Source organism: Lichenifustis flavocetrariae, from assembly GCF_026130545.1.
Classification (GTDB): Bacteria; Pseudomonadota; Alphaproteobacteria; order Rhizobiales; family Beijerinckiaceae; genus Lichenihabitans; species Lichenihabitans flavocetrariae.
The window spans coordinates 158,823-182,886 of the sequence record NZ_JAMOIM010000009.1; the positions used below are offsets into that span (position 1 = coordinate 158,823).

A 24,064-nucleotide genomic window follows, 5' to 3' on the forward strand; every position below is an offset into this window, starting at 1 on the left:
TTAGGGCGCCTTGGGCGGCGTCGGCGGCATCGCTTGCACGGGCATGCCGGGACCGATCTTCTGCAGATTGCCGGTGATGACTTGATCGTCGCCTTGGAGCCCCGTCAGGACCGCGACGCGATCGCCTTGCGTCGTCCCGAGCGACACGAGCTTCTGGTCGACCGTCCCACTCGGGCTGACGACGAAGACGTATTTGCCGAGCTGGCTTGACCCGACCGCGGCCTGAGGCACGAGCAGCATGTCATGCATGTCTCGGACATGCAGGCTGATGCGAACGTACTGACCGGGCAGCAGCCCGAAATCGGCATTGGCGATGGTCGCGCGAGCCGTGACTGTTCCGGTGGCGCGGTCGATCGTATTGTCGATGAAGGTGAGTTCGCCCTTGTGCACCGCCGTTTCGGGCTGGCCCGGCACCGTGACGACCGCCTCGACAGTGCCCCCTTGTCGCGCGGTCGTGATGGCCCGCAAGTCGATCTCGCTCGGGTTGAACGTCACATAAATCGGGTCGAGTTGCACCAGCGTGTTGAGCACAGTGGTCCCTGCTCCGACCAAGGTGCCGACGGCGGCCTGATTGCGTCCGAGCCGGCCGGGAAAAGGCGCCCGGATGTCTGTGTAGTCGAGGTTCAGCTGTGCGCCTCGAAGCGTGGCGTGAGAAACCGCCAAAGCGGCCTCGGCTTGCCGCAGGCTGCTGGTCCGCTCGTCGAGCGAGTCCTTTGCGAGCCAGCCGCTCTTGCTCAGTGAGTCGCTCCGCTGGAAATTCGCGCGCTGATAGGCAAGCGATGCCGCATCGCGGTCGATCTGCGCATTGGCTTGATCGAGCGCGACCTGATAGTCGCGCGGATCGAGGTGATAGAGCAGGTCTCCGGCTTTGACGTCCGCGCCATCGGCTACCGGTTGATCCTTTAAATAGGCCGAAACCTTGGCTTGTAGCGTGATGGCACGAATGGATTCCGTGCGGGCCGCATAATCGAGAGTAACCGGCACGGTGGCTTTGACGACGGAGGTCACCGGAACCGGCATTGCGGGCGGGGCCCCCTGAGCCGATGCGGCACGCGCAGGTTCGGGTTTCACGACGAGATTGAAATGGTCGATGGCCGGAATGGCGATCGCCGCTACCGCGACGACGCCGAGCAGAAGGTGGCGGGGACGCATGAAGAGCTCCGTTATTCGGCGGCTTCGCGATAAGGATCGGCGGCGGCGGCAGGTTCAGCCGTGGCGCCATGCGCGGATCCGCGTTCGCGGAACCCTTCGATGACGGCATAGAAGACCGGCACGAAGATCAGGGTAAGGAATGTGGCGGCCAACATGCCGCCGAAGACGGTGGTGCCGATCGACTGGCGGCTTGCTGCACCGGCGCCGGTCGCGATCATGAGCGGAAGCACGCCGAGAATAAACGCGAAGGCCGTCATCAGGATCGGACGCAGGCGAAGTCGTCCAGCTTCCATGGCGGCTTCCACGATGCTCAAGCCCTCCTCGCGCCGGCGCTTGGCAAATTCGACGATCAGAATCGCATTCTTGGCCGAGAGGCCGATCAGCATCACGAAGCCGATCTGCGAATAGACGTCGATCTGCATCTGCCGGATGTACAGCGCGCCGAGCGCACCCGCGAGCGCAAGCGGCACGGCCAGCAGCACCATGAACGGCATGGACCAACTCTCGTATTGGGCCGCCAGGATCAGGAACACGAACACGATCGCGAGCCTGAAGATGATGCTTGCGGCGGACCCGGCCTTGAGCTCCTGGAAGGTGATGCCGGTCCATTCATAAGCAAAGTCGCGCGGCAAAACGTTCTGCGCCACGCGCTGCATCGCTGCGACCGCCTGACCTGAGCTGAAGCCCGCTGCCGGCGCGCCGTTGATCAACGCCGAACCGTAGCTGTTGTAATGCGGCACGGTCTCGGGTCCCACGATCGGCTTGAGGGAGCCCAACGTCGACAGAGGCACCATCCCACCGGTACTATTGCGAACATAGAGACGGGAGATATCCGTCGCATTGGCGCGCGCATCCTTGTCGGCCTGGATGGTCACCCGGAAGGTTCGCCCGAACATGTTGAAGTCATTCACATAGAGCGAACCGAGATAGATCTGCAGGGTGCTGAAGACATCCGGCAGACTGAGACCCAGAAGCTTTGCTTTGTTACGGTCGAGATCGTAGTTGAACTGCGGTGTCGACGTGCTGAAGGACGAGAACAAGGCCTGCGGGTTCAATTCCGGTTGCTTTCGGGCTTCCGCCAGAAGGGCCTGTGTGGCGTCGTTCAATGCGACCGGACCACGGCCTGTCAGATCCTCGACCTGGAACTCGAAACCGCCGGTCGTGCCAAGACCAGGAATCGAGGGCGGATCGAAGCTCAACACGAAGGCGCCGGGGATGCCGAGGAGCTTCATGCGGACGGCCGACACAATGCGGGAGGCCATCTGCTCCGGTGGCCGCTCATCCCAGGGTTTAAGGATCGCGAACTCGACGGCCGAATTCGACTGCGCGGCATTGGTGAGGAAGTTGAGGCCACTGATCGAGCCGACAATGTCGACGCCGGGCTCGTTCTGCAAAACGTCGCGTACCTGTTTGGCCACCTCATCGGTGCGTTCCAGCGAGGCACCGTCCGGCCCTTGCACGACGACGAAGAAGTAGCCTTGGTCCTCGACCGGTAGGAATGTGCTCGGCAGCCTCGTCCAAAGCGAGTAGGTACCGAAGAGGCCCAGGGCAAAGAGCACCAGCAAGGCCCAACGGATCCGGATAAAGAACCGCACGAGACTGGAATAGGCATGCGACATCCAGTCGAAACCGGCATTGAACCAACGGAACAGAATGAACGGCTTGCCGTGCCGGTGTGTCAGGAAAGCCGCGCTGAGCGCCGGACTAAGTGTGAGCGAATTGAAGGCGGAAATTCCGACCGAGATCGCGATTGTCAATGCGAACTGGTTGTAGAGACGCCCGGCCACTCCAGGAATGAACGCGACCGGAACGAAAACGGCCATCAGCACCGCCGTCGTCGCTATGATCGGGCCCGTGACTTCCGCCATCGCCTTACGGGTGGCTTCCAATGGAGGCAGACCGGCTTCGAGCTGGCGCTCGACGTTCTCCACCACCACGATGGCGTCGTCGACCACAAGGCCGATCGCCAACACCATGCCGAGAAGGCTCAGCATGTTGAGCGAGAATCCCATCGCCATCATGACCGCCAAGGTCGCCACAAGGGAGACCGGTATCGCGATCGTCGGAATGATTGTGGTGCGCCAGCTCTGCAGGAAGATGAAGACGACCAGAACAACGAGAATGAGCGCTTCGCCGAGCGTGATCACCACATCGTGCATGGAGGCCGACACGAAACGTGTCGTGTCGTAATGCATCGCATAGGCGATACCTTTCGGAAACCGCTTGGCCAGTTCGTCCATCTTGGCCTTCACGCCCGCCTGCAGCGCCAACGCGTTCGACCCGGGGGTCTGATACACAGCCAGCACCACCGTCGGATCCTTGCCGAAGAAGGCCGAGGAGGCATATTGCAGCGCGCCCAATTCAATGCGCGCGACATCGCGGAGCCGTACCACCGACCCATTCGCGGGGTTGGCCCGAACCACAATGTCACCGAACTCAGCCGGATCGCTGAGTCGTCCGACAGCATTGACCTGCATCTCGAAGGCCGTGCCCTTTGGGGCCGGCGACTGGCCGATTTTGCCGGCCGCGACCTGGACGTTCTGCTCGGCGATCGCGCTTTGCACGTCGGTTGCCGTAATACCCAGATCGGACAGCCTGTCAGGGTCGAGCCAGACGCGCATCGAATAGCGTCGCTCGCCGAAAATGTTGACGTCGCCGACCCCGGGGAGCCGCTTGAGCGGATCGACGATCTGGAGATAGGCGTAGTTGCTCAGCGCCACAGGATCGACGGACCCGTCCGGCGAGGTGAGGTTCACAATAAGAACGAAGTTCGGGTTCTGTTTTTTGATCGTCACACCAGCCTGGTTGACGATCGGAGGTAATGACGAAGCTGCCTGAGCGACCCTGTTTTGAACATCGACCGCCGCTATGGCCAGAGGGTAGCCAACGTCGAATGTCACCGTGATTGTCGAGGAGCCGTCGTTCGAGCTCGACGACGCCATGTAGGTCATCCCGGCGACACCATTGATCTGCTGCTCAAGCGGCGTCGTGACTGTATCAGCCACAACCTGCGCGCTGGCACCGGGATAAACCGCGCTCACGACCACTTGGGGCGGGGTGACATCGGGAAATTGCGAGACGGGCAGAAGCACATAGGCGATCGCCCCAGCCAGCACCATGATGATGGCGACCGCTGAGGCGAAGATGGGGCGCTGCGTAAAGAAGGCGATCATGCGAGGCAGGGATCCCGATCGGCGCCGCAGATCTGGCGCGGTAGAAAGGCCGTCATCGCAGCCCACTTGCGTTGCGGAGCGGGCTCGATCCGACGCGCAGTCGCGCGAAGCAGCGTCTCCAAATCGCGTGGGTTCACCCGATCGGCCTTCATGGCCGCAAGAATGATAGGATCTGCCAGCACGCTTTCGATCGTCAGGTCTCGGCTCTCGGGGCTCATGGTGCCTCCTCGTCGAGTGTCTCGCGACACCCTATCTTCACTGTTCTTTCCGGCTCTGCACTCCGCTCGTTGACCAAGCAGAAGACGCATGTTACCGGTCAGTAACGGGACCAGAGTTACCGGTCAGTAACATCAACGTCAAGAGCCATGAGCGAGAAATCTCCAGTCCTTAATGCCCCAGTTCAGTCATGCCGTATCTCGCGACCCCGTGAGCGAATAGTAGCGACCGCACGCGACCTCTTTCACAAATTCGGCATCCGAAGCATCGGGGTGGACACGATCGCCGAGGCCGCCGGTACCAACAAGATGACGCTGTACCGCCACTTTGGCTCGAAGGACGATCTCATCTGCGAGTGCCTCCAGGAGGTCGCGCGCGATGTCGAAACGATGTGGGGCGAGATCACGGCATCGAACCCAAACGACCCGCGTGCGCAGTTGCAAGAATGGGTGCGGCGTAGCGCCGAATGTGTCGTGAACGATGGACGCGGCTGCGATTTAGCCAATGCCGCCGTCGAACTGACGGAGGCCGACCACCCGGCCCGTAAAGTGATCGAGGGTGTCAAACGGACGTACTATATCCATTTGGTCGATCTTTGTCGGGCCGTGGGTGTCGCCCAGCCCGAACTCCTTGCCGATGCATTGTCTCTGCTGTTCGAAGGCGCCCGTGTCAGCCGGCAGAGTGTCGGAGCGGAAGGGCCTAGTGCCCGCTTCGTGCGAATGAGTGAAGCTGTGATCTCCGCCTTTGCGGATCGGACCCACTGAAGTCGCAGCCACACTGGCGACGCTTAGCAACTCCTCAGATTCAAGCTGGTCCAGAACAAGCTTCGTGCCATCCCCAGGATTTGCCGTCCGCGGCTTAGGCCTCCACGCCTGCAGATTCCACTGCGCGCTCGGCCTGTTCTAAACGAGGCTCCTCAGTCACCTTCTCGGCCGCCAAAGCGGGCGTGCTCCTGCTCGCTAACGAGACGGGGCGATGCTCCTGCTCAAGAAAAAGCTGGTCTTGTGGCGTCTCCCACACAAAGGCATCGATCCGTCCTGTCACAGGCGAGACCGGCGCCCAGGTGTTTGACACCACACCATCCGCAATCCAGGCGGGATCCCGTGCACCTCGGGACGCGCGCTGTAGCCATTCGAGCAGCGCGCCCGTCTCGCCATTCTCCGCCTCTTCAATGTCAGCCATCGTGAGGCATGTGCGGCGTGTTGGCCGCCCAGCTTCAGGGTCAATAAGCGGAGCCATGACGGCCCGAGCCATGGCAATTTCGCGAGCGTCGAGCGCGGCTTGAGCCATAACCAGGCGGCTCTCTACCGCATGGGGCGCGCAACGCGCCAAAGCCTCCGCTCGCGACAAGCGATCGGCCGCGGAATCGCCGGGCCGCACCTGCAGATAGACATTGGCAAGATCAGGATGCTGGATCGCGCTGTATGCGGTCTCGATGATCTTGGTCGCCTTTCGAACCTCACCTTTTCGCGCCAGCAGACGTCCTGCAACCACCGCGGCGGGAACGAGGGTGGGCGCGAGTTTCAGCGCATCCTTGGCTGCATCGAGTGCTTCCTCAGGGTTGCGATCGGCCACATCAATCGCCAAAGCTGCGAGCAAGACCGCGCGGAGGCGATTTCCCGTGAGCCGATCTGTGATGCGGCCCCCGACATTTCGATCGACAAGCCGGAGCGCCGCTGCCCAATCGCCCTGCGCGGCCCGAGCTTGAAGCACAGCCGTCGCAGACCAGGGAAGGGTGGCGATCTTCTGAGCGGCCTCGGCATGCGCCAGGGCGGCTGAGGGGTCTTTTCGCCGGACGGCTTCCATGTAAAGGCCCCGCAAGGCAAGCGTCCGGGTTTCCGGATGCTCCAACATGGCCGTGAAGACTTGTTCGGCCTGCTCCCGATCCCCAGACAATTGGGCCGACTGGGCCTTGAGAAGAAGAGCCATCGGATCGCCACGAAGCAACCGCGACGCCTCGCTGGCATGCCGCCGCGCGTTGTCGGCGTCGCCGGAGCCTACCGCGACCATGCCGCGCGACAAGGCGGCATAGCCCCGCTGCCGGCGCCGAGTCGCCGAAGCGATCGACATCAGCGATGGAACCCGCAGGACAAACCGAAGCACAGTCCACACAACGAGCAGAACGGCTGCGGCGGCCAGAAGAGCCACAAGCCCGAACAAGGTCGAGAAAACATACTCCTGACCACCAAACGTTATGGCGACCGTACCGGGATGATCGGCCAGCCAGCTCGCCCCAAAGGCGAGCAAGAGGATGACCGCCAGGAAGATCAATACACGGATCATCGGCCGGAACACCTTTTCCCTATGGCCCCAACGCGGCCGTGCCGTTTCATAACGCGGAACCGACTAATGATCGTCTGTCCACTTTCCACCTGAGACTGACGGCAGACCGTCATCCGCGGGGCGCCATCGCTCCAATCGCATTGGCCGCAATGGCCTTCGCGGCATTCTCGGCTTCAAGGCGAAGCCTGATCCGGTCAGCCAATCCATTGGCGACGGTTCGAGAGGTCTCGGGCAACTTCTGCAATTCGGCCAAGGCCATCGACAAATCGTCATGGCCAATATCGTCGCTCATCCGGGCCACGATCGCCGAAGGCGTATCGCCGGCAATCGAGCCAAGCGGACGCACCTGCACAAGCTGGCTCGCCCCTGACATGATGCGATCGAGGTAGGAACCGGTCGGCGGCGATGCGCCTTTGGCCACAATTCGATCTCGAAGTCCGGCGAGTTCCGCCTGCAAATCCTGGAGTCCGGGAGCCCCGCTCGCCGCTACCGTCTGCAACGGAGCTAGCTTGGATGGATCGGCACCAAGAACCTGGAGAGCCTTGAATTCCTGAGGGAAGGCTTGGCCGGTCTCGATCGCGGCCACGATGGCCTGGGCCGTTACGGCCATCGGTGCGGCTTGGCGCTCAGCTACCCGCTGCGGCGACTTGGACGAGTTTACCTCCGCCTCGACAGGCTTCAGACGGGATTCCAATGCATCGACCTTCGAAGTCAACGGCCCGAGATCGACGCGCGGGATGGCGCTGACCGTATTCTGCAAGGCGGACACCCGCTGATCCACCTCACCCAGGTGTACATCGATCTTGCCGATTTGAGCGTCGATACGGTCGGTCTCCGGCTTAGGCAAGGCTGCCAAAGCCGACTGAACACCGGCGACGGCAGATTTCAACTCACCGGTTTGTGCCTCGACTTTGTCGAGCTGGGCCGAGGTGCCAAAGGGCGTCGATTCAAAACCATCGACACGCTTGGAGAGCGATCCCAGCGTCTCATGAGCTTGCGCCTGCGCCGACTCAAGGGTCGAGATCCGCTGGCTGATCTCGGTCATGTCGGAAGAAGGACGGGCCTCCAACCCAGCCAGTCTGGATTGGAGATCCGCAACTTGGGACCGATCATTCGACACCTGATAGAGCAGGTAAATTACCGCCGCCAGAAGCACCAGGAACGCCACCGTCGCGAGCGCAGGCACCAATGGGCGCCCCTGCTCGCCCAACGAAGGTTCGCCCAACCCTCCGATAGACGTCGTGTCGGACGCCATTGTTTCGGCCGGGCGATCAAATTCTGCAGTGGGGTCTGATCCACCCCCGGTCAGGAACTCATCCGCGCGTGTGGAGGGTTCCGACTCGCCCGTGACTGGCGGTGTGATGACCTCGTCGACAACAGTCGGCGGCACATCCAAGTGGGATTTTGAACTGTCGAACGCCGGGGTCTCGGCCGTCTCGATGGGCGGAGAAGACACCTCGGTCGCCTTGCCTTCGATCACGGGCGCATCCCGCCGCATCTGACGCGTGGCATCTCGGCGGCCGGACCTGGAGCGCTCCTCCCGACGTTCGTCCTCCTCGCCCATGCCTACTCTTCTCCTCTCGAACTTCCAAGACTGCCCAGAGCTGATCTTGGGGCGGTCCGATCAAAAAGCCAGCCTCGCGTTTCCAGCGCTGCCGCCATTCTTTCCTAGGCCCTATGCACCCACGCGGCGCCCCAGGAAAGTGTTTTCGAAAAGCGGCAGCATGAAGGAGCCTCGAAACATGGGCTGAAGGGTAAGATCAGGAGTCTTCAGTGGCAACCATTTGTGGCGTTTGGAGGAACCGTGCCGGTCGAGTCGAGCAGAGCTTCCCTTTTGAGCACACCGGGGAATTGATGACCTGAACTCCCCCAAAGTGCTTCGGCTGTTTCGCAAGCCTCCTTTTGGCGGCCCATAAACCTAGCATTCCACGCCTTGACGAAGTTGTTGGTCGCCCGGTGTTTGTCCATCAGGTAGAGCGTCCAATAGAGGTTGGTGGCGTAAGACGAGTTGCCGGTATCCTGGCTGAGATCGACGAGTTTCGCGTTCAACTCCCGACTATCGAGCTTGAGGTTGCAAGCGGATGCGAGGACAGGGAGCACTTGCACCCAGCCGGCCGACAAGGCTCCATTTCGATCGAGCGAGGACCAGAATCCGGAGGACACATCCGGACGGGCTTCTACAGGGGCAGGGGAAATTGGCAGCACGAAAGAAAGGGCAGCTGCAGCGAGGGTTAGCCGATTCATGATTTCACTCCAAAATCAGATCGGTGCCCCCACACCTTCTAGGGATCTAACGCGTCATTCCCCCGCGGCAAGGCCGGGAGACGTTGGGCTGAGCCAAACTCGCTGCGCTAGACGCACCAAGCCAGCGTACCTAGATCCCTGCAGCTGGCGAGCAACTATTGCGCCCAGTCCTTGCGCCTTCAGCAAGGGCACTGTTGGCGCACGCATCGTTGTTTTAAGGAGTGATTTCCCAACTTATCCGCACCCGCGCTTCAAGTGTCTGCGTGCCGGGCGAGAGTGGCACCGATGCGGCATCGGACGCGGCGGCAGTTGATTTCATCGCGCGAAAAACGGGCGCAGGAGAAGCGGACTCGGGCATGATCTGGAGGATACGGCCAAGCTTCACGCCTGCCGCACCGGTATAAACGCGCGCTTTCGAAAACGCATCTCGCGTTGCATCGGCCCGCAGCTTGTCGAGCATCGCCTCGGGATGTTCAACGACGAACTCGACCCCCTCCAGGTTATTTGCACCCTTCCCGACAAGGCGACCGATGATCCCACCCACTTTCGGAAGATCCCGCAGACGGAGAATGATGCGATTGCTGGCCGTGAATCCCTTTATCTTGGCCCCGTCTCGCTGATCGAAGACCGGCGTGAGGCTGGTCTGCGAGGTCTGGATGTCCGCAGCCGCAATTCCTTCGGATCGGACCTGGTCGAGCATCGCCGCCGCCGCAGCGTTGTTGTCGGAAGCGGCGTCGCCCGCAAGAGGCCGGGCAGTGGACACGCCCAGCGTCACAAAGGCGAGATCCGGAGTGACCTCGGCGGACGCACTCCCGTCCACGATGATGGAGGGAGTGTCACGCGACGGCGATCCATCCTGCGCCAGCGCCATGTTGTTCAGACCGACAGTGACCACCAGCCCAAAGACGAGGCCACTGAACAGCCCGCGCATTTAGGCGGCTAGCTTCTTGGGAGCGATCAACTTGCGATTGATGAGCACCTCAGCGATCTGCACGGCGTTCAGAGCGGCACCCTTGCGAAGGTTGTCGGAGACGCACCAGAGGGACAAGCCGTTCTCGACCGTCGGGTCCTCGCGCACACGAGAAATATACGTGGCATCTTCACCGGTCGCCTCGTGCGGGGTGATGTAACCGCCCGGCTCATGCTTATCGATCAAAAGGCAGCCAGGTGCCTCACGCAGGATATTTTTCGCCTCTTCCGCCGAGATCGGATTTTCGAATTCGATATTCACAGCCTCGGAGTGACTGATGAAGACGGGGACGCGTACGCAAGTCGCGGTCAGCTTGATCTTCGGGTCGAGGATCTTTTTCGTCTCGACCATCATCTTCCACTCTTCCTTGGTCGACCCATCTTCCATGAAGACGTCGATCTGCGGAATGAGATTGAATGCAATCCGCTTGGGAAACTTCTTGATCTCCATCGTGTCCGACACGAAAACGGCCCGCGTCTGGGCGAATAGTTCGTCCATCGCATCCTTACCGGCGCCGGAAACAGACTGGTAGGTCGCGACCACGACCCGCTTGATTGTCGCAACGTCATGCAGCGGCTTCAATGCCACCACGAGTTGCGCCGTCGAGCAATTCGGGTTGGCGATGATGTTCAGCTTGGTGAAGCCAACGATCGCATCGGCATTCACCTCCGGAACGATCAGCGGCACGTCGTGGTGCATGCGGAAGGCCGATGAATTGTCGATGACAACGCAGCCCTGCGCGCCGATCTTTGGCGACCAGGCGGTCGACACCTCCCCGCCGGCCGACATGAGACAGATGTCTGTCGTTGAGAAGTCATGATGCTCGAGATTGCGGCACTTCAGGACTTTATCGCCGAAAGAGACTTCCGTTCCGATAGATCTCGACGACGCGAGTGCGATGACCTCGTCGGCCGGGAAGGCGCGCTCGGCCAGGATATTGAGCATCTCGCGCCCAACATTCCCGGTCGCTCCCACGACTGCAACCCTGAAACCCATGGTCTTCTCCGCTCGGGCATGCCCGAATTGTCGTCCCTCGCCCGACGAACCTCCTGATCAATCAGGCGAGTTCGCGCACGTCCACAAAATGGCCTGCGATCGCCGCCGCAGCCGCCATGGCCGGAGACACCAGATGGCTCCTACCCTTATATCCCTGTCGCCCTTCGAAATTGCGATTCGAGGTCGTGGCGCAACGCTCACCCGGCTTCAGCTTATCCGGGTTCATGGCGAGGCACATGGAGCAGCCGGGTTCGCGCCAATCGAAGCCTGCTTCCTTGAAGATGCGGTCGAGCCCTTCGGCTTCGGCTTGCAGCTTCACGAGGCCTGAGCCTGGGACAATCATGGCGCCGATCGTGGAGGCGACCTTACGGCCCTCGACGATCTTGGCGACGGCGCGCAGATCCTCGATACGGCCATTGGTGCAAGACCCGATAAACACGCGATCAAGCGTGATATCTTGGATGCGCTCACCGCCACGTAGACCCATATAGTCGAGCGCACGGGCAATCGTGTCGCGTCGCTCCTCAGTTGCGGCATCTTCGACGCGTGGCACCAGTCCCGTCACGGAGACGACATCCTGCGGCGAGGTCCCCCAACTCACGATCGGCGGGAGTTGGGACGCGTCGAGCCGGACGATCTTGTCGTAATGCGCGCCTTCATCTGTCTGCAGTGTCTGCCAATAGGCAACCGCCCGATCCCAGGTGTCGCCTTTCGGCGAGCGAGGACGATCCTTGAGATAAGCAAAGGTCTTCTCGTCGGGGGCGACCATGCCGGCACGAGCGCCGCCTTCGATGGACATGTTGCAGACCGTCATGCGGCCTTCCATCGACAAGGCGCGAATGGCTTCACCGGCATATTCGATGACATGGCCTGTTCCACCGGCCGTTCCAATTTCGCCGATGATCGCCAGAATGATGTCCTTGGCCGTGACACCATGGGGCAAGGTGTTATCCACCTGCACCAGCATGTTCTTGGCCTTCTTCTGGATCAGTGTCTGCGTTGCGAGCACGTGCTCGACCTCGGACGTGCCTATGCCGTGGGCGAGGGCCCCGAAGGCGCCGTGGGTCGACGTGTGACTATCTCCGCAGACGATCGTTGTGCCCGGCAGCGTAAAACCCTGCTCCGGACCAATGATGTGCACGATACCCTGGCGGCGGTCGAGCGCGTCAAAATATTCGATTCCAAAATCTCGGGCATTGGCCGCAATGGTCTCGATCTGTGTGCGGCTCTCCTCGTCCTCGATGCCCTTGCTCCGGTCGGACGTCGGAACATTGTGATCGACGACCGCCAAGGTCTTTTCGGGAGCATGCACGCGACGGCCTGAAACGCGCAGCGCCTCAAAGGCTTGCGGACTCGTCACTTCATGAACGAGATGGCGGTCGATGTAGAGAAGGCAGGTTCCATCCGCCTGCTGATCGACGACGTGGTCGTCCCAAATCTTGTCATAGAGCGTGCGAGGCGACGCGACGGTCATGTCCTTGATCCCAGAGCGTGACGGGACGGGTTCAGACGCGAAGGAGCCTCAACCGTCCGTATCGAATGATGCGAACTCGCGACGCCGGGATGCGTCGCAAGTCACTTTGAGGAAAGGAGATCTGCTGAAGAGATCTCAGGCCTTGGCTTTAGCCGGCGCCTTGGATTTAAGATCCGTCCGCTCGGCGATACGCGCCGATTTCCCCCGGCGATCGCGCAAGTAATAGAGCTTCGCACGACGCACCTTGCCGCGCCGGAGCACCTTGATCGAATCGATATTCGGCGAGTGAACGGGGAACACACGTTCAACGCCCTCGCCATAGGAAATTTTGCGAACCGTAAAGCTTTCCTGGATTCCGCCGCCCTTGCGCGAAATGCAAACGCCCTCATAGGCCTGAACGCGCGTGCGTTCGCCTTCCTTGACCTTGACGTTTACAATGAGGGTATCACCTGGCTGGAATTCGGGAATTTCCCGTGTCGCGACCAAGCGCTTCAATTCTTCGGCTTCGAGAGCCTCGATGATGTTCATAGAACCAAACTCCTGCCGTCGCGGAGGCTCAAGCCACCGCAGCGTTTCGGCGCGCTGTTATCATTTGAGGAGGCGCGTATAGCTCAGGAGATTAGATTTGTCGACGGGTTTGTCTGGCTTCGGCATCAATCGTGCCTCGCGACGCACACAAAGCTTGCTTACGAGATCTGGAGCCGCTCGTCACCCAAGGAGCTCATCGCCAATGCCCTCTTGAGCTTTTCCATGGCCCGGCTCTCGATCTGGCGCACGCGCTCCTTGGAAATCCCGAGTGTGCCGCCCAGGGCTTCCAGCGTCGCCGCATCTTCCTGCAGCCGGCGTTCGCGCACGATCCTCAACTCGCGGTCGGTCAGGACCTTCAGGGCCTCGTGCAGCCATGTCACGCGGCGGTCGCTATCAATCGCATCCCCAACCGTCTCGTCTGGTAGCGGATTGCCGTCGACGAGGAACTCGACGCGCTCGGTCTGGCCCGAATTGTCGCTGTCAGTGACCGGAGCATTCAGCGACATATCTGGAGCCGAAAGCCTCGTATCCATCAGCTCGACATCGGCGGCCGAGACGCCCAAGGCGGTCGCAATCGTTTGGAAGACGGCCACGTTGCCGTTCTGATTGGCTCCGTCCCGGGCGAGCTTGGCGCGAAGACGGCGAAGATTGAAGAAGAGCGCCTTTTGCGCGGAACTCGTTCCCCCGCGAACGATCGACCAATTGCGCAAGATATAATCCTGGATCGACGCTCTGATCCACCAAGTTGCGTAGGTCGAGAATCGGACTTCGCGTTCCGGTTCAAAACGCGCGGCGGCTTCGAGAAGGCCCACATGGCCCTCTTGGATCAGATCCGCGATCGGGAGGCCGTAATGTCGGAAACGCGCCGCAAGCGAAATGACCAAGCGCATATGGGCTGCGGCGAGTTCGTGAAGCGCCGCCTCGTCGCCATTGTCTTTCCAGCTGACCGCTAGGGCACGCTCTTCTTCACGTTCCAGAAACCGGGCCGACATCGCCGCCCTGACGAACTGCCGCCGTACGCCTGCCAACTGCATCGCGTCTTCTCCCTGAACACAGGGAAAAGACGCCTCAGGACCAGGATGGTTGCAGAAAACACACAGAAAACTTCGCCGGCCGCGAACTTAGACGGCGTGTGTTCGACATCATTCGGTCACAAGTTTGTAGTGCTCGCCGGACTTGAAACTAGAGGGCGATTCCAATCCGTTCAGGAGGAGGAAGAATTCCAAGGGTTTTTCGGCAACGGCCATGCGGTTCGCGAGGCTGTCTGGGGTGTCGGACGCGTCGGCCGTGATCACTGACACATGGGTTGGCTTGATCCCCTGCGCTTCATCGGGAGACAGCTTGCGAAAGCTTTCGATCGAGGATCGGAACTGTTGCGAAACGTCTTCCGACAGCGACTTCGTCGCAAAGATCATCCGATAGACATCGGGCCCATACCGGATGGCTGCCAGGCGGAATGTCCATTCGTCGCCTTTGGCGACCGCTAAGACGGCCGGCAAGCCATTGATCACAAGGCTCTCGATGGAATTTGCCTGAAGTCCGTCGATCCATCCCGACGCGATATAGGCTTCGAGAGTGGTATCGGCCGCGACATGGACGCGATCAAGTCGTAGCGCTTCCGACCCGCCTTCGGCGATGCCGAGCACCGCCTGGGCTGAATTCTCCAACGCGAAATTCGCGGGCGCCGTAAAGGTGAAGCCGAGTTTGGGATGCAAGAAAACGTGCCCCCGCACGACCCCTTCGGAGGGATCGTCGCCAAACTCGATCCCATCGATGGCGGCCAGATAGCGCTCCCGCCCCACGTCACCAAGTCCCGGCGCGCCAAGCTGCCGTGCGACCCCAACAGCCTTGGCGATGCGGTCTGGAGTCGAAGGGTGTGTTGAGAGAATGTCCGGTTTCTCGGCGCTCGTATTCCGGCCGAGGAGCGATTGGCGCAACTCCACAGACCGGCCGAGCGCTTCTAGAAAACGCGAGGCGCCATAAGGGTCATAACCGGCCCTTGCAATGACATGGATGCCGATCTCGTCAGCTTCATATTCCTGCTGACGTGAAAAGCTCGCCAGCGACAGTTGGGCGTAGTTTTGAAAAGTGCGGCTTTTGTCTCGATTCTCGATCACCATGGCGGCCTTGCTGATGACGTCGGATCTCTTTTCGAGTTCCGCGCGCCGCAAGGCATGCCGGGCGGTAACATGGGCGATCTCATGCGCCATAACGGCCGCCACCTCCGACGTGTCGTTCGCAAGTGCGAGAAGGCCGCGCGTGACATAGAGATCCCCCGACGGCAACGCGAAGGCATTGACTATCGGCGAATTCAGGATCGTCACCTTGTATGTCTGCCCCGGCGTCTCGGAGGCCGCTGCCAGTTTACCCAAAACCTCGTTGAGGAACCGTTCGGTCGCCGGCGCATGATACTCGCCGCCATAAAGAGCCACGACCTGCTTGTGCTGGCGCACCGCGACAGGGTCGATCCCCGTCGTTTTCGGCGCCGCAATGGGAACGGAAACGGCTTCGGGAGTGGCCGGCGTATTGTCCGGCCCGAAGCTCGCACACCCGGCAATCGTCAACATCAGCGCAGCACCGAGCGGGTACCTGACGCGACCCCGCATCCACCTTCGCCGGCCCGTCATCACCGCGCTTCTCATCTCGCCGGCCACACCCGTATGGTCACATCCCCCGGTTCGATACAGCAACACACCCTGTGCGCTCAATGAAAAGCAATCCGGAAGCCGCACCGCAACGGGATCATGGTTCGAGAAGCTCGATCTGTTGCGCCGATGTGACGTCGATCTGCATCCCCCAGCGATCGTCGAGCAGGCCCCTCACCCGAAGACGCCGGCCGACCCAACCCCGCGGGTCGGCGCCTTGTCTGGTGAGACGAAGCGCCGCATTTCGCTTAATTGAGATGGCCAAGCCGCCTGGTTTATCTGCGAGTTGGATGTAGAGCCCATAGTGCCCCTCATGTGACTCCCGCGCTCGACCCTCAATAATCACAAACCTACCAAGATGCGTCTCAAGCGACACGCGATCCAGCGGATCGAGGATCGCGTAAAAGGGATCGGCCCAAACACCAGCCCGTGCCTGACGGGCTTGGCTTTCCAGTGTCAGGTACGTGGACCAACAGGGATCGATCGATGGATCGGGCCGCGCTCGCGCAAAGCCGGCCTCGATGACGGCTTCTGAGACAGAGACCTCGGGGCGAGGGCTGTCCGTACCCAAGGGAGCGATCGCAAAGGCGAGAGCCGAGAAGCGCCCCCACCTGTCCGGAGCCGACGCAAGTGGCTCGACCCGGACATCAGCACCTATGAGCCATCTCCTCAGCGCATTTCGCCCGTCGGTCATCTCCGCTCCCTCCCCGCTTGACCATGGCGGGTCGAGTCCGGGCATCTGCACGACTCGGCCGTCCTCGAGTCGCAGATGGAGCTCATCATCCACGGCCGTCACCCTCGCCATCGCGCCGCCCGCCATGCATCCCGGAGACGACAAGGGCCCTGACCTGACCGGCACCGCGAACATGACAGAAAACAGGAGGGCACAGGCTCCGCACCATCCCGCCGCACCGGTCAGCTTCATCATGAACCGTCTTTTGCATCCCCGCCCGGCATGATATACCTCCGGCCAAGTCCCGGTAGCTCAGCAGGATAGAGCAACGGTTTCCTAAACCGTAGGTCAGGGGTTCGAATCCCTTCCGGGACGCCATTGAATCATGTGATCTTTGCCGCGTTGATCCCTTCAGGGGCAAGGCCAATTGTGGAATGGTTTCCAAAAGTTCACGCCATTCGGTGCCTGTTTTCCTGAGGTAACTCGTCAGGCGCGGTTGATACGGCGCCGTGCGGCACTCAAGGGGGCACCGGGCTCCCAACCGCCCGCCTGTTAACCTACGATTCATCATAGCGTTGATCAAAACCACCCAAACAGTCAGGAATGGGCCGGTGATTTGAGGCGCAAGATTTTACGATGGTGAAATTCATTAGGTCGACGGTCTTGGCAAGTGGACTGCTTGTGGGAAGCGCCATTGGCAGTGTCGCCCATGCATCCCTCATGGTTTCGTCAAGCCTGTACACTCCACTGCTCCCAGTCGGAACGACGAACACTATCGTGGCTTTGCAAGGGGTGAGCTCGCCATCCCATGCAGCTCTCGTTGGCGCAGGTTATAAGCTCAGTTTCTCGGTGGCCGCCAACCAGGGGCTTGTTCATGGCGCCAGTTCAGGCAACTATGCCGTTCCGGTGGCCGGAGTTTCGGCTGGAAGCTCTAGCTTTCTCTCTGGAGACTTGAGGTCGACTCAGACGACGGACATCTCTGCGTCCGGCAATTACCTCTCGACCGGGACAGGCACGATCACCTTGACGTTTTCGACGCCCGAGACTTCGCTCGCTTTGCTGTGGGGTTCAATCGACCAAGGCAATAGCATCACGTTCGATAATGGCGATACGCTGACAGGGGCGCAGGTCCAGACGACAACAGCTGGTTTCGTGTCAAACGGATTCCAGGGACCAGGCGGGAGCGCCTATGTTGTGGCGGTAAGTGACACACCGTTTACCACGGTGAGTTTTTCGAGCAGCTCGCCCTCGTTCGAGTTCGCAGGGGTGGTGGCTTCCGGAGGGACGATTTCGACCGTGCCATTGCCCGCCGCGGCTCCCATGTTCGGCGCGGGCCTTCTGGCGCTTGCCGGCCTCAGCTACGGCACCAAGCGTCGGGCTACATCGAAGGGCAAGAAACTCGCCGCGACCCCTTTGATCGCGGCGGACCCGATCTAACACCCCCCGTAGCGCCATGCTCGGGCGTTTTTTGTGTGGGCCAATACGAATAGAGTTTCGTCCAAGCGGCCGGACTGGGGGTTACGGCTACGGTCGCCGCTGCTGGCAGAACTGCTGATTGCTGTGGCCGAATTAGAGGGTCGTAACCCTTTCCTCAGTCTTCATGAGAGCCGCTCGATCAATCCTTTGACAGCCACCCCATGGCTTGGGCGTGGCGTAAGGCCATCTCTCGCGCCGCACGATATTGGTCGACGGTCACGTCGTGAGCCTCCGGCGTGTCTTGAGTCATCGCGACGTGGCCGGCTTTGACGTCACCGCTGCTCTTGGTCGGGCAGTGAAAAGTGAACTCGTGGCCCGCGTCATCTCGCACCACCACGCTGCGATCGGCCGCACGCACAACCTTGGTTTCGATCATCGACAAACGCTCCTTGACGGGGGAGCGAATCGGTTCGTCAGTTCCTGGCGCTCCAGTCGGCCCTTGTAGGGGCGGCTGAGCACGACGCCACCTACAATCTCAGAGGCGTCGACAAGGGAGGCATGCAGCGTGTCGGCGCGCCTGTCGATCCCGAACAATGCTGCCTTCGGACGAACGCTCGCGCTGCAGCGAGCACACCGAAGCGTCAGGCGGCGACGCGAAGTCCGCTTTCTATTGCAGGCTCTCGCCCGACAGGGGAGCATCGCGCAATTTCAAGGGTCACCCTGCCCCAATGACCTGGAGACGAAGCCTTGAGCAACCCCATGTCTTCGCGCCAAGAGAGCTCCGCGGCGGCTTTGTAGGCCCCTGCGCCCCACCGCTCGATGAGGGCGGCCGCATCCTTTGCCACCAGGGCGTCGTCGGTCCGATAGAAATTCGACAATAAGCTTTTCAGATACGTCGCGGCCTGCATGATGTCCTCTCTGTTCGATTGCACCCGTGGGAGCATTGATGAGCCAAGCGCCGGGTCTCCGATTCCTGGAGCTCACGCCACGCCAATGTGCTGAGATTCCGCTGTGGGTCGCAGCAACAGGACGTAATAAACAGCGGCAGCGTGAACCAGAATACCACAACATAAAAGTACGCTTGTGGGGACGGTCTGCATAAAGATACCGGCCGCAAAAAGTACTTCTAGTCCGTATGTTTGAAGCGGCGACACCATAATGAATCCACCCACTAGGATCGCGCTCAACCAGGTCAAAACTATAATGCGAAGGATTTCCATTGTGACGACTTTGACATTATGAAGCGGCACTCGCGTTCTAAATGCGCGTGTTTTCTGGGAAAATCAAAGCATAGATCGGGTTGCGTGAAACGAAGTCCGATTAATTTCTCCTGAAATGCGCCGCATCTCTTCTACATCGATCAATAATCAATATCGCCTTAACGGCCCTGCGAAGGTCAAACGTGAATAGCTTACCGAGTGAAAACGATATTTCACAACCTAGGCCACGAGTGTGCTTGAGCGGGAGAGATAGCAAAGGTCCGGTCAGTGGGCCTTTTGCAGCAGGACTGACTTAACTCTTGCCTTCCGCGTGAATTCGCCCTGGCCGTTCGCGCCCACCGGTTTGTGGCCTACCATCAACTTCGGGACAGACCTTGCTCATCGGCGTCAGGGCCGATGCGTCCCCTTCAGACCGTCTTGGCCCTTTCGGTGCCGGCTGTTAGAAGCCAACGCGAGTTGATACCTCGTCTCGACATGGGTGCCGCTTTCCGATGCTCCTGAACTTTTCCAGCAAGGGCACGGTCCTGGTCGTCGGCGATGTTATGCTGGACCGTTATGTTCACGGTCGTGCATCGCGCTTGTCGCCCGAAGCTCCCGTTCCGATCCTCAAATGGCTCCGCAACCAGCGCGTGGCCGGCGGCGCCGCTAACGTGGCGGCCAATATCGCTTCGCTCGGCGGCGGCGTGGCCCTCGCAAGCGTCGTGGGGGACGACGAGGGCGCGCGCGAACTCTCCGAGGTTCTCGCGCGGTTCGGCCAACAGCTGCGGCCCCTCTTCGCGGTGGATCCGTCCCGACCTACGACGCTGAAGACACGGTTCGTCAGCAATGGCCAGCAGTTGCTTCGCCTCGACCTCGAAGAGGCTCGCGACATAGCCGTTGCGAGCGAAGAGGAGCTTTTGCGCTTTGTCGAGGAGGCTCTTGAGGCAGTCGATGTCGTCGTTCTGTCGGACTATCGGAAAGGCGTTCTCACCCCAAATGTTATCCGCCACGTGATCGATCTTTGCGGCAAGGCCGGTCGCCCCGTGATCGTCGATCCCAAGCACGCGGATTGGACCATCTATCGTGGCGCGACCGTGATCACCCCGAACAAACTCGAATTGCAGCAGGCGACCGCCCTGCCCTGCGAAAGCGACGGAGAGGTCGAAGCTGCCGCGCGCCGCGCCGCGCAGGCCACGGGATCGGCCATTTTGGTAACGCGCTCGGAACGCGGCATGTCGCTCGTCGAAGCGGACGAGCCTGCCTTTCATATTCTCACCGAAGCCCGCGAGGTGTTCGACGTTTCAGGCGCCGGCGACACGGTGGTGGCAGTTCTGGCCACGTCGCTGGCTGCCGGCATGACGCTGCGCCAGGCCATGTCGATCGCCAATGCGGCGGCGGGTCTCGTTGTCGCGAAGCAAGGCACCGCCACTCTGACAATTACCGAGTTAAACCGCGCCCTCCGTCGTGTGGGACCGAGCCACGCTGGCGTGATCAGCACCGATCAGGCCTTGAAGCTGCGTGAGATGTGGCGGGAACAGGGACTGAAAGTCGGCTTCACGAACGGCTGCTTCGACATCCTGCATCCGGGTCACATCCAGCTTTTCGAACAGGCGGCCGCCAGCTGCGACCGGCTGATCGTCGCCATCAACAGCGACGCCTCGGTCCGCCGCCTGAAGGGTCCGACACGGCCGATCCAAAACGAAATGTCGCGCGCGAAGGTGATCGGCGCTCTGTTCTGCGTCGACACGGTCGTGGTGTTCGAGGACGACACGCCGCTCGACCTGATCACAACGCTTCTGCCCGATGTGCTGGTGAAGGGGGCCGACTACCGGGAAGATCAGGTGGTTGGCGCGGACGTGGTGAAAGCAGCGGGGGGGACGGTGCTGCTCGCCGATCTCGCGGAAGGACAATCGACGTCCTCCATCGTGGCCAGATCTTGTTCCGACCGCTAGACCTTCGATTACATGACTCCGGCGATGTGATCGAATTCGCACACTGCCCATTCGGCCCGGATTTGGTACACGCTGGGGCCACGCTCGGAGCCGAGAGGGTTGATGATCATCGAACGCGTCGAGTCCTGGTTACTCGACACGGCCTTCCCGTTCTGGTCCGAGCAGGGGCTGGACCGGCAGGGCCCTGGATTTGTAGAACATCTGACGCTGGCCGGGGTACCCGCCGATGTGACGTTCAAACGGGTCCGGGTTCAGGCCCGTCAGGTCTACTGTTTCTGCCGAGCCGCAGAACTGGGCTGGAGCGGCGATGGTGTGGACACCGCCCGACACGGCGTCGAATTGCTCATCGACAAGGCTTGGGCCGGTGCGGAGCGAGGTTGGGCCAGCACCCTGACGCGTGCGGGGGAGCCGCTCGACACAATCCCGGATCTCTACGACATAGCCTTCGTTCTATTCGCGCTCGGTTTTTGGCATCGCGTGACGGGCGACCCTCGCGTGAGCGACCTGGCGGGCCAGACACTTGATTTTCTTGGCCGGCACATGCGGCATCCTTCCGGTGAGGGCTATCTGCACCGGGCTGGCGGAAGGGCTCCCTTTCTCCAAAACCCTCATATGCATCTCACGGAGGCCATGATCGTCCTCCGGGACACGACGGGCCAAGCCAGATTTGCCGACGAAGCCGAGCGGCTGGTGGATCTGTGCCTGACACGCTTCTGCGATGTCGAGAAGGGAACGCTTGCCGAGACGTTTGACCGGCACTGGTCGCGTCATGGCCTCCCACACAGTGTCCTGCTCGAGCCCGGCCATCACTATGAATGGGTTTGGCTGCTGCACAGCTTCATGAAGCCAGGCGAAGAACGGAGCGATGTGCACCGGACCATGCGGCGGCTCTTCGACTTCGCCGTGGCTCACGGTCAGAACCCGCACACGAACCTCGTCGTGGAGGCTGTTCGACCCGACGGCACTGCCATCAAGCGCGATCAGCGGCTATGGCCTCAGGCCGAACGTCTGAAGGCTTGGTTGGCGATGTTCGAGCGCGACGGGATCGATCCTCGCGGGGCGGTCGCCCAAGGGGTGGAACAATTGTTCACCCATTATCTGGCAACGCAACCTGTCGGCACCTGGATTGAATGCCGTGACCACGATATGAAGCCGAAGGCCGACAAGATCCCGGCAAGCAGTTTCTACCACATCGTCCTGGCCTTCGCCGAGGTGCTGCGCTTCCGACACCTCTTCGCGCCCAAACCGTCGTGATCACCGACGACGGCTGCTGGGCCGATTATCGGACAGTCGCCAAACAATGCAGGGGACAGCCCTGCCTTTTCCTCGATCGCGACGGCGTGCTGATCGAGGATAGCGGTTACCCGCATCGGCCAGAAGACGTGGTGCTGATTCCGGAAGCCTTGGCGCTTGTCCCCGCCGCGAACGCCCGCGGCGTCGCGGTCGGTATCGTTACCAACCAATCCGGGATCGGTCGTGGGCTGTTTGACTGGCCTGCCTTCTCGTCCGTTCAGGTTTTGATCGATAAAGCGGTCCAGGCCCTCGGCGGCCACATCGATTTCGTACTCGCCTGTCCTTATCACGCGGATGCCGCCGTTCTGCGCTATCGCCGCGAAGCGCATGACTGGCGCAAGCCTGCGCCTGGAATGATAGCGGCATCGGCCCATGAACTCGGGCTCGATCTCGCCAGATCCTGCATGGTGGGCGACCGGATAAGCGACATGGAGGCCGCCGCCGCGGCCGGCATCCCTCATCGGCTTCTTGTAGGAAACGCCGATAGGGTCGACCAGGGCGATGTTCATTGCACGCCCGTGCCCCGGAGCGGCCTCGCAGCCGCTTTGGCCCAATCGTTCTCCGCCTGACGACGCCCCAGGCGTTTAGCGGTAGGGATCTGGCTTCGAGAGATATTGCGAGACGAGACGGTCGACGCCCTGCTCCACGCTGAGGAAAGGTTGGTTGTAACCGGCAGCTCGCAGCCGGTTCAGGTCCGCCTGGGTATAATATTGATACCGATCACGGATCGCATCGGGCATGTCGACATATTCGATGTCGGGCGTGCGGCCGACCGCTGTAAACAGGGCCTGGATCAGGTCCTTGAAAGAACGCGCCTCTCCCGTGCCGACGTTGAAGATGCCGGCACGCGGCCCCGATTTCATCAGCCAGCGGATCACGTCGACCAGATCGTCGACATGAACGAAGTCGCGCAACTGCTCCCCATCCGCATAGCCCTCCTTATGGCTTTTGAAGAGCGCGATCTTTTCGCCCGCGGCCGCCCTGTCGTGCAGCTTGCTCACGAGGCTCATCATCGAGCCCTTGTGCAATTCGTTGGGACCATAGACGTTGAAGAACTTGAGCCCGACGCAAACAGGCGGCAGCGGAAGTTTGCGCTCGATCTTATCGGCGACGACGAGATCGAAGAGGTGCTTGCTCCAGCCATAAAGGTTGAGCGGCCGCAGCTGGCGTAGCGCCGCAACCGAAATATCATCCACGAAGCCCGCCTCGCCGGCCCCATAGGTCGCGGCCGATGACGCGTAGATGAAGGGCACGCGCTTCATCGTGCACCATTCGAGGAGCCGGAGCGAAAACCGGAAGTTCTCCTCCATGATTCCGTCCCCGTCGCTGGCTGTCGTCGAGGAGTTGGCGCCCATGTGGACCACGGTTTGGAGCGTTCTCCCTTCGATCCAGCCGTGCAACTCCTTGATGGGGACGATGTCTTGTACAAGCGCCTTCTGCAGATTGCGCCATTTGTTCCCAGTCCCGAGGTCGTCGCAGACGACCACATCCCGCTCACCTACGTGGTTCAGCGATGCGACCACATTCGAGCCGATGAATCCGGCACCGCCGGTGACGAGAATCAATGCATCCGCCTCGACATCAAGTTCCTGATCCGCGCGGCATCTGGAGAAACCGTTCAGCGCGCGCACGGCTATCCCTAGAGGAGTTGGCGTCGGTACAAAAGCAGGTCTGCAGGACCAATGACATAGGGCGAGGCTGTCAGAGGCCTGGTCATTCATTGTTAAGCATATAACCAAAAATATTGCGCCGACTTGGAAAGAATTCGTCAACCATCCCAACGTAGTAAATTCTCAGTTCCTGCAATCGGCAGGGAGCTATCAGGCGGAACGCAAGATCGATCAAAGATC

21 protein-coding genes and 1 tRNA gene are annotated in these 24,064 nt (G+C 60.9%); 6 read left to right on the forward strand and 16 right to left on the reverse strand.

Translation table 11 applies throughout. The features are described 5' to 3' along the window. The 3 genes from M8523_RS15250 to M8523_RS15260 are packed head-to-tail and all read right to left on the reverse strand — an operon-like array spanning position 1 to position 4,543. Positions 1-1,152: an efflux RND transporter periplasmic adaptor subunit gene (locus M8523_RS15250; RefSeq protein ID WP_282585736.1), complete on the reverse strand. Its 1,152-nt coding sequence runs from the start codon at positions 1,150-1,152 to the stop codon at positions 1-3. Between the two features lie 11 nt (positions 1,153-1,163). Continuing rightward, positions 1,164-4,325, reverse strand: coding sequence for an efflux RND transporter permease subunit (locus tag M8523_RS15255; RefSeq protein WP_282585737.1), 3,162 nt, complete (start codon positions 4,323-4,325; stop codon positions 1,164-1,166). Further along, positions 4,322-4,543, reverse strand: coding sequence for a hypothetical protein (locus tag M8523_RS15260; RefSeq protein WP_282585738.1), 222 nt, complete (start codon positions 4,541-4,543; stop codon positions 4,322-4,324). The genes M8523_RS15255 and M8523_RS15260 overlap by 4 nt, the downstream gene beginning before the upstream one ends. 147 nt (positions 4,544-4,690) lie before the next feature. Between M8523_RS15260 and M8523_RS15265 the strand changes: the two genes are divergently transcribed. Continuing rightward, the gene (locus M8523_RS15265; protein ID WP_282585739.1) at positions 4,691-5,305 is read left to right on the forward strand and encodes a TetR/AcrR family transcriptional regulator; all 615 of its coding nucleotides are present in this window, start codon (positions 4,691-4,693) and stop codon (positions 5,303-5,305) included. A 94-nt stretch (positions 5,306-5,399) separates the two neighbouring features. Here the strand turns inward: M8523_RS15265 and M8523_RS15270 are convergent, their stop codons facing one another. The 10 genes from M8523_RS15270 to M8523_RS15315 all read right to left on the reverse strand — a co-directional run bounded on the left by M8523_RS15270 (position 5,400) and on the right by M8523_RS15315 (position 16,609). Further along, positions 5,400-6,824 (reverse strand): heme biosynthesis protein HemY, encoded by a 1,425-nt coding sequence (locus tag M8523_RS15270; RefSeq protein WP_282585740.1) that lies wholly within the window; start codon positions 6,822-6,824, stop codon positions 5,400-5,402. Between the two features lie 109 nt (positions 6,825-6,933). Continuing rightward, positions 6,934-8,388, reverse strand: coding sequence for a COG4223 family protein (locus M8523_RS15275; RefSeq protein WP_282585741.1), 1,455 nt, complete (start codon positions 8,386-8,388; stop codon positions 6,934-6,936). A 206-nt stretch (positions 8,389-8,594) separates the two neighbouring features. After that, positions 8,595-9,068 (reverse strand): hypothetical protein, encoded by a 474-nt coding sequence (locus M8523_RS15280; protein WP_282585742.1) that lies wholly within the window; start codon positions 9,066-9,068, stop codon positions 8,595-8,597. 214 nt (positions 9,069-9,282) lie between these two features. Then, complete coding sequence (locus M8523_RS15285) at positions 9,283-9,999, reverse strand: SIMPL domain-containing protein (protein ID WP_345894252.1); 717 nt, start codon at positions 9,997-9,999, stop codon at positions 9,283-9,285. Further along, on the reverse strand, positions 10,000-11,034 hold the full coding sequence (locus M8523_RS15290) for an aspartate-semialdehyde dehydrogenase (protein WP_282585743.1): 1,035 nt from the start codon (positions 11,032-11,034) through the stop codon (positions 10,000-10,002). A gap of 61 nt (positions 11,035-11,095) precedes the next feature. Beyond that, positions 11,096-12,508 carry a 3-isopropylmalate dehydratase large subunit gene (leuC, locus tag M8523_RS15295; protein ID WP_282585744.1) on the reverse strand — a complete coding sequence of 471 codons (1,413 nt, stop codon included), beginning with the start codon at positions 12,506-12,508 and terminating at the stop codon, positions 11,096-11,098. Between the two features lie 135 nt (positions 12,509-12,643). Continuing rightward, the gene (rplS, locus tag M8523_RS15300; RefSeq protein WP_282585745.1) at positions 12,644-13,036 is read right to left on the reverse strand and encodes a 50S ribosomal protein L19; all 393 of its coding nucleotides are present in this window, start codon (positions 13,034-13,036) and stop codon (positions 12,644-12,646) included. 158 nt (positions 13,037-13,194) lie between these two features. After that, positions 13,195-14,070, reverse strand: coding sequence for an RNA polymerase factor sigma-32 (locus M8523_RS15305; protein ID WP_282585746.1), 876 nt, complete (start codon positions 14,068-14,070; stop codon positions 13,195-13,197). 108 nt (positions 14,071-14,178) lie between these two features. Next, the gene (locus M8523_RS15310) at positions 14,179-15,603 is read right to left on the reverse strand and encodes a M48 family metalloprotease (protein ID WP_282585747.1); all 1,425 of its coding nucleotides are present in this window, start codon (positions 15,601-15,603) and stop codon (positions 14,179-14,181) included. Positions 15,604-15,778: 175 nt separating this feature from the next. Continuing rightward, the gene (locus M8523_RS15315; protein ID WP_282585748.1) at positions 15,779-16,609 is read right to left on the reverse strand and encodes a thermonuclease family protein; all 831 of its coding nucleotides are present in this window, start codon (positions 16,607-16,609) and stop codon (positions 15,779-15,781) included. 46 nt (positions 16,610-16,655) lie between these two features. On the opposite strand from M8523_RS15315, the gene M8523_RS15320 reads away from it, so the two are divergent. Next, positions 16,656-16,732 (forward strand) — tRNA-Arg (locus M8523_RS15320). A gap of 573 nt (positions 16,733-17,305) precedes the next feature. Continuing rightward, on the forward strand, positions 17,306-17,791 hold the full coding sequence (locus M8523_RS15325) for an Npun_F0296 family exosortase-dependent surface protein (protein WP_282585749.1): 486 nt from the start codon (positions 17,306-17,308) through the stop codon (positions 17,789-17,791). Positions 17,792-17,969: 178 nt separating this feature from the next. Here M8523_RS15325 and M8523_RS15330 read toward each other — a convergent pair whose 3' ends face one another. Together M8523_RS15330 and M8523_RS15335 are read right to left on the reverse strand one after the other, a co-directional pair. Next, on the reverse strand, positions 17,970-18,206 hold the full coding sequence (locus M8523_RS15330; RefSeq protein WP_282585750.1) for a hypothetical protein: 237 nt from the start codon (positions 18,204-18,206) through the stop codon (positions 17,970-17,972). Positions 18,207-18,411: 205 nt separating this feature from the next. Further along, complete coding sequence (locus M8523_RS15335) at positions 18,412-18,678, reverse strand: hypothetical protein (protein ID WP_282585751.1); 267 nt, start codon at positions 18,676-18,678, stop codon at positions 18,412-18,414. A gap of 803 nt (positions 18,679-19,481) precedes the next feature. Here M8523_RS15335 and hldE point away from each other — a divergent pair. From hldE to M8523_RS36760, 3 genes are all read left to right on the forward strand, one after another. Then, positions 19,482-20,921, forward strand: a complete 1,440-nt coding sequence (hldE, locus tag M8523_RS15340; RefSeq protein WP_282585752.1) for a bifunctional D-glycero-beta-D-manno-heptose-7-phosphate kinase/D-glycero-beta-D-manno-heptose 1-phosphate adenylyltransferase HldE — start codon at positions 19,482-19,484, stop codon at positions 20,919-20,921. Positions 20,922-21,023: 102 nt separating this feature from the next. Then, the gene (locus M8523_RS15345; protein ID WP_282585753.1) at positions 21,024-22,175 is read left to right on the forward strand and encodes an AGE family epimerase/isomerase; all 1,152 of its coding nucleotides are present in this window, start codon (positions 21,024-21,026) and stop codon (positions 22,173-22,175) included. A gap of 86 nt (positions 22,176-22,261) precedes the next feature. Next, complete coding sequence (locus tag M8523_RS36760; protein ID WP_428350657.1) at positions 22,262-22,783, forward strand: D-glycero-alpha-D-manno-heptose-1,7-bisphosphate 7-phosphatase; 522 nt, start codon at positions 22,262-22,264, stop codon at positions 22,781-22,783. Positions 22,784-22,798: 15 nt separating this feature from the next. Here the strand turns inward: M8523_RS36760 and rfaD are convergent, their stop codons facing one another. Continuing rightward, on the reverse strand, positions 22,799-23,779 hold the full coding sequence (rfaD, locus tag M8523_RS15355; RefSeq protein ID WP_282585823.1) for an ADP-glyceromanno-heptose 6-epimerase: 981 nt from the start codon (positions 23,777-23,779) through the stop codon (positions 22,799-22,801). Between the last annotated feature and the right edge of the window lie 285 nt (positions 23,780-24,064).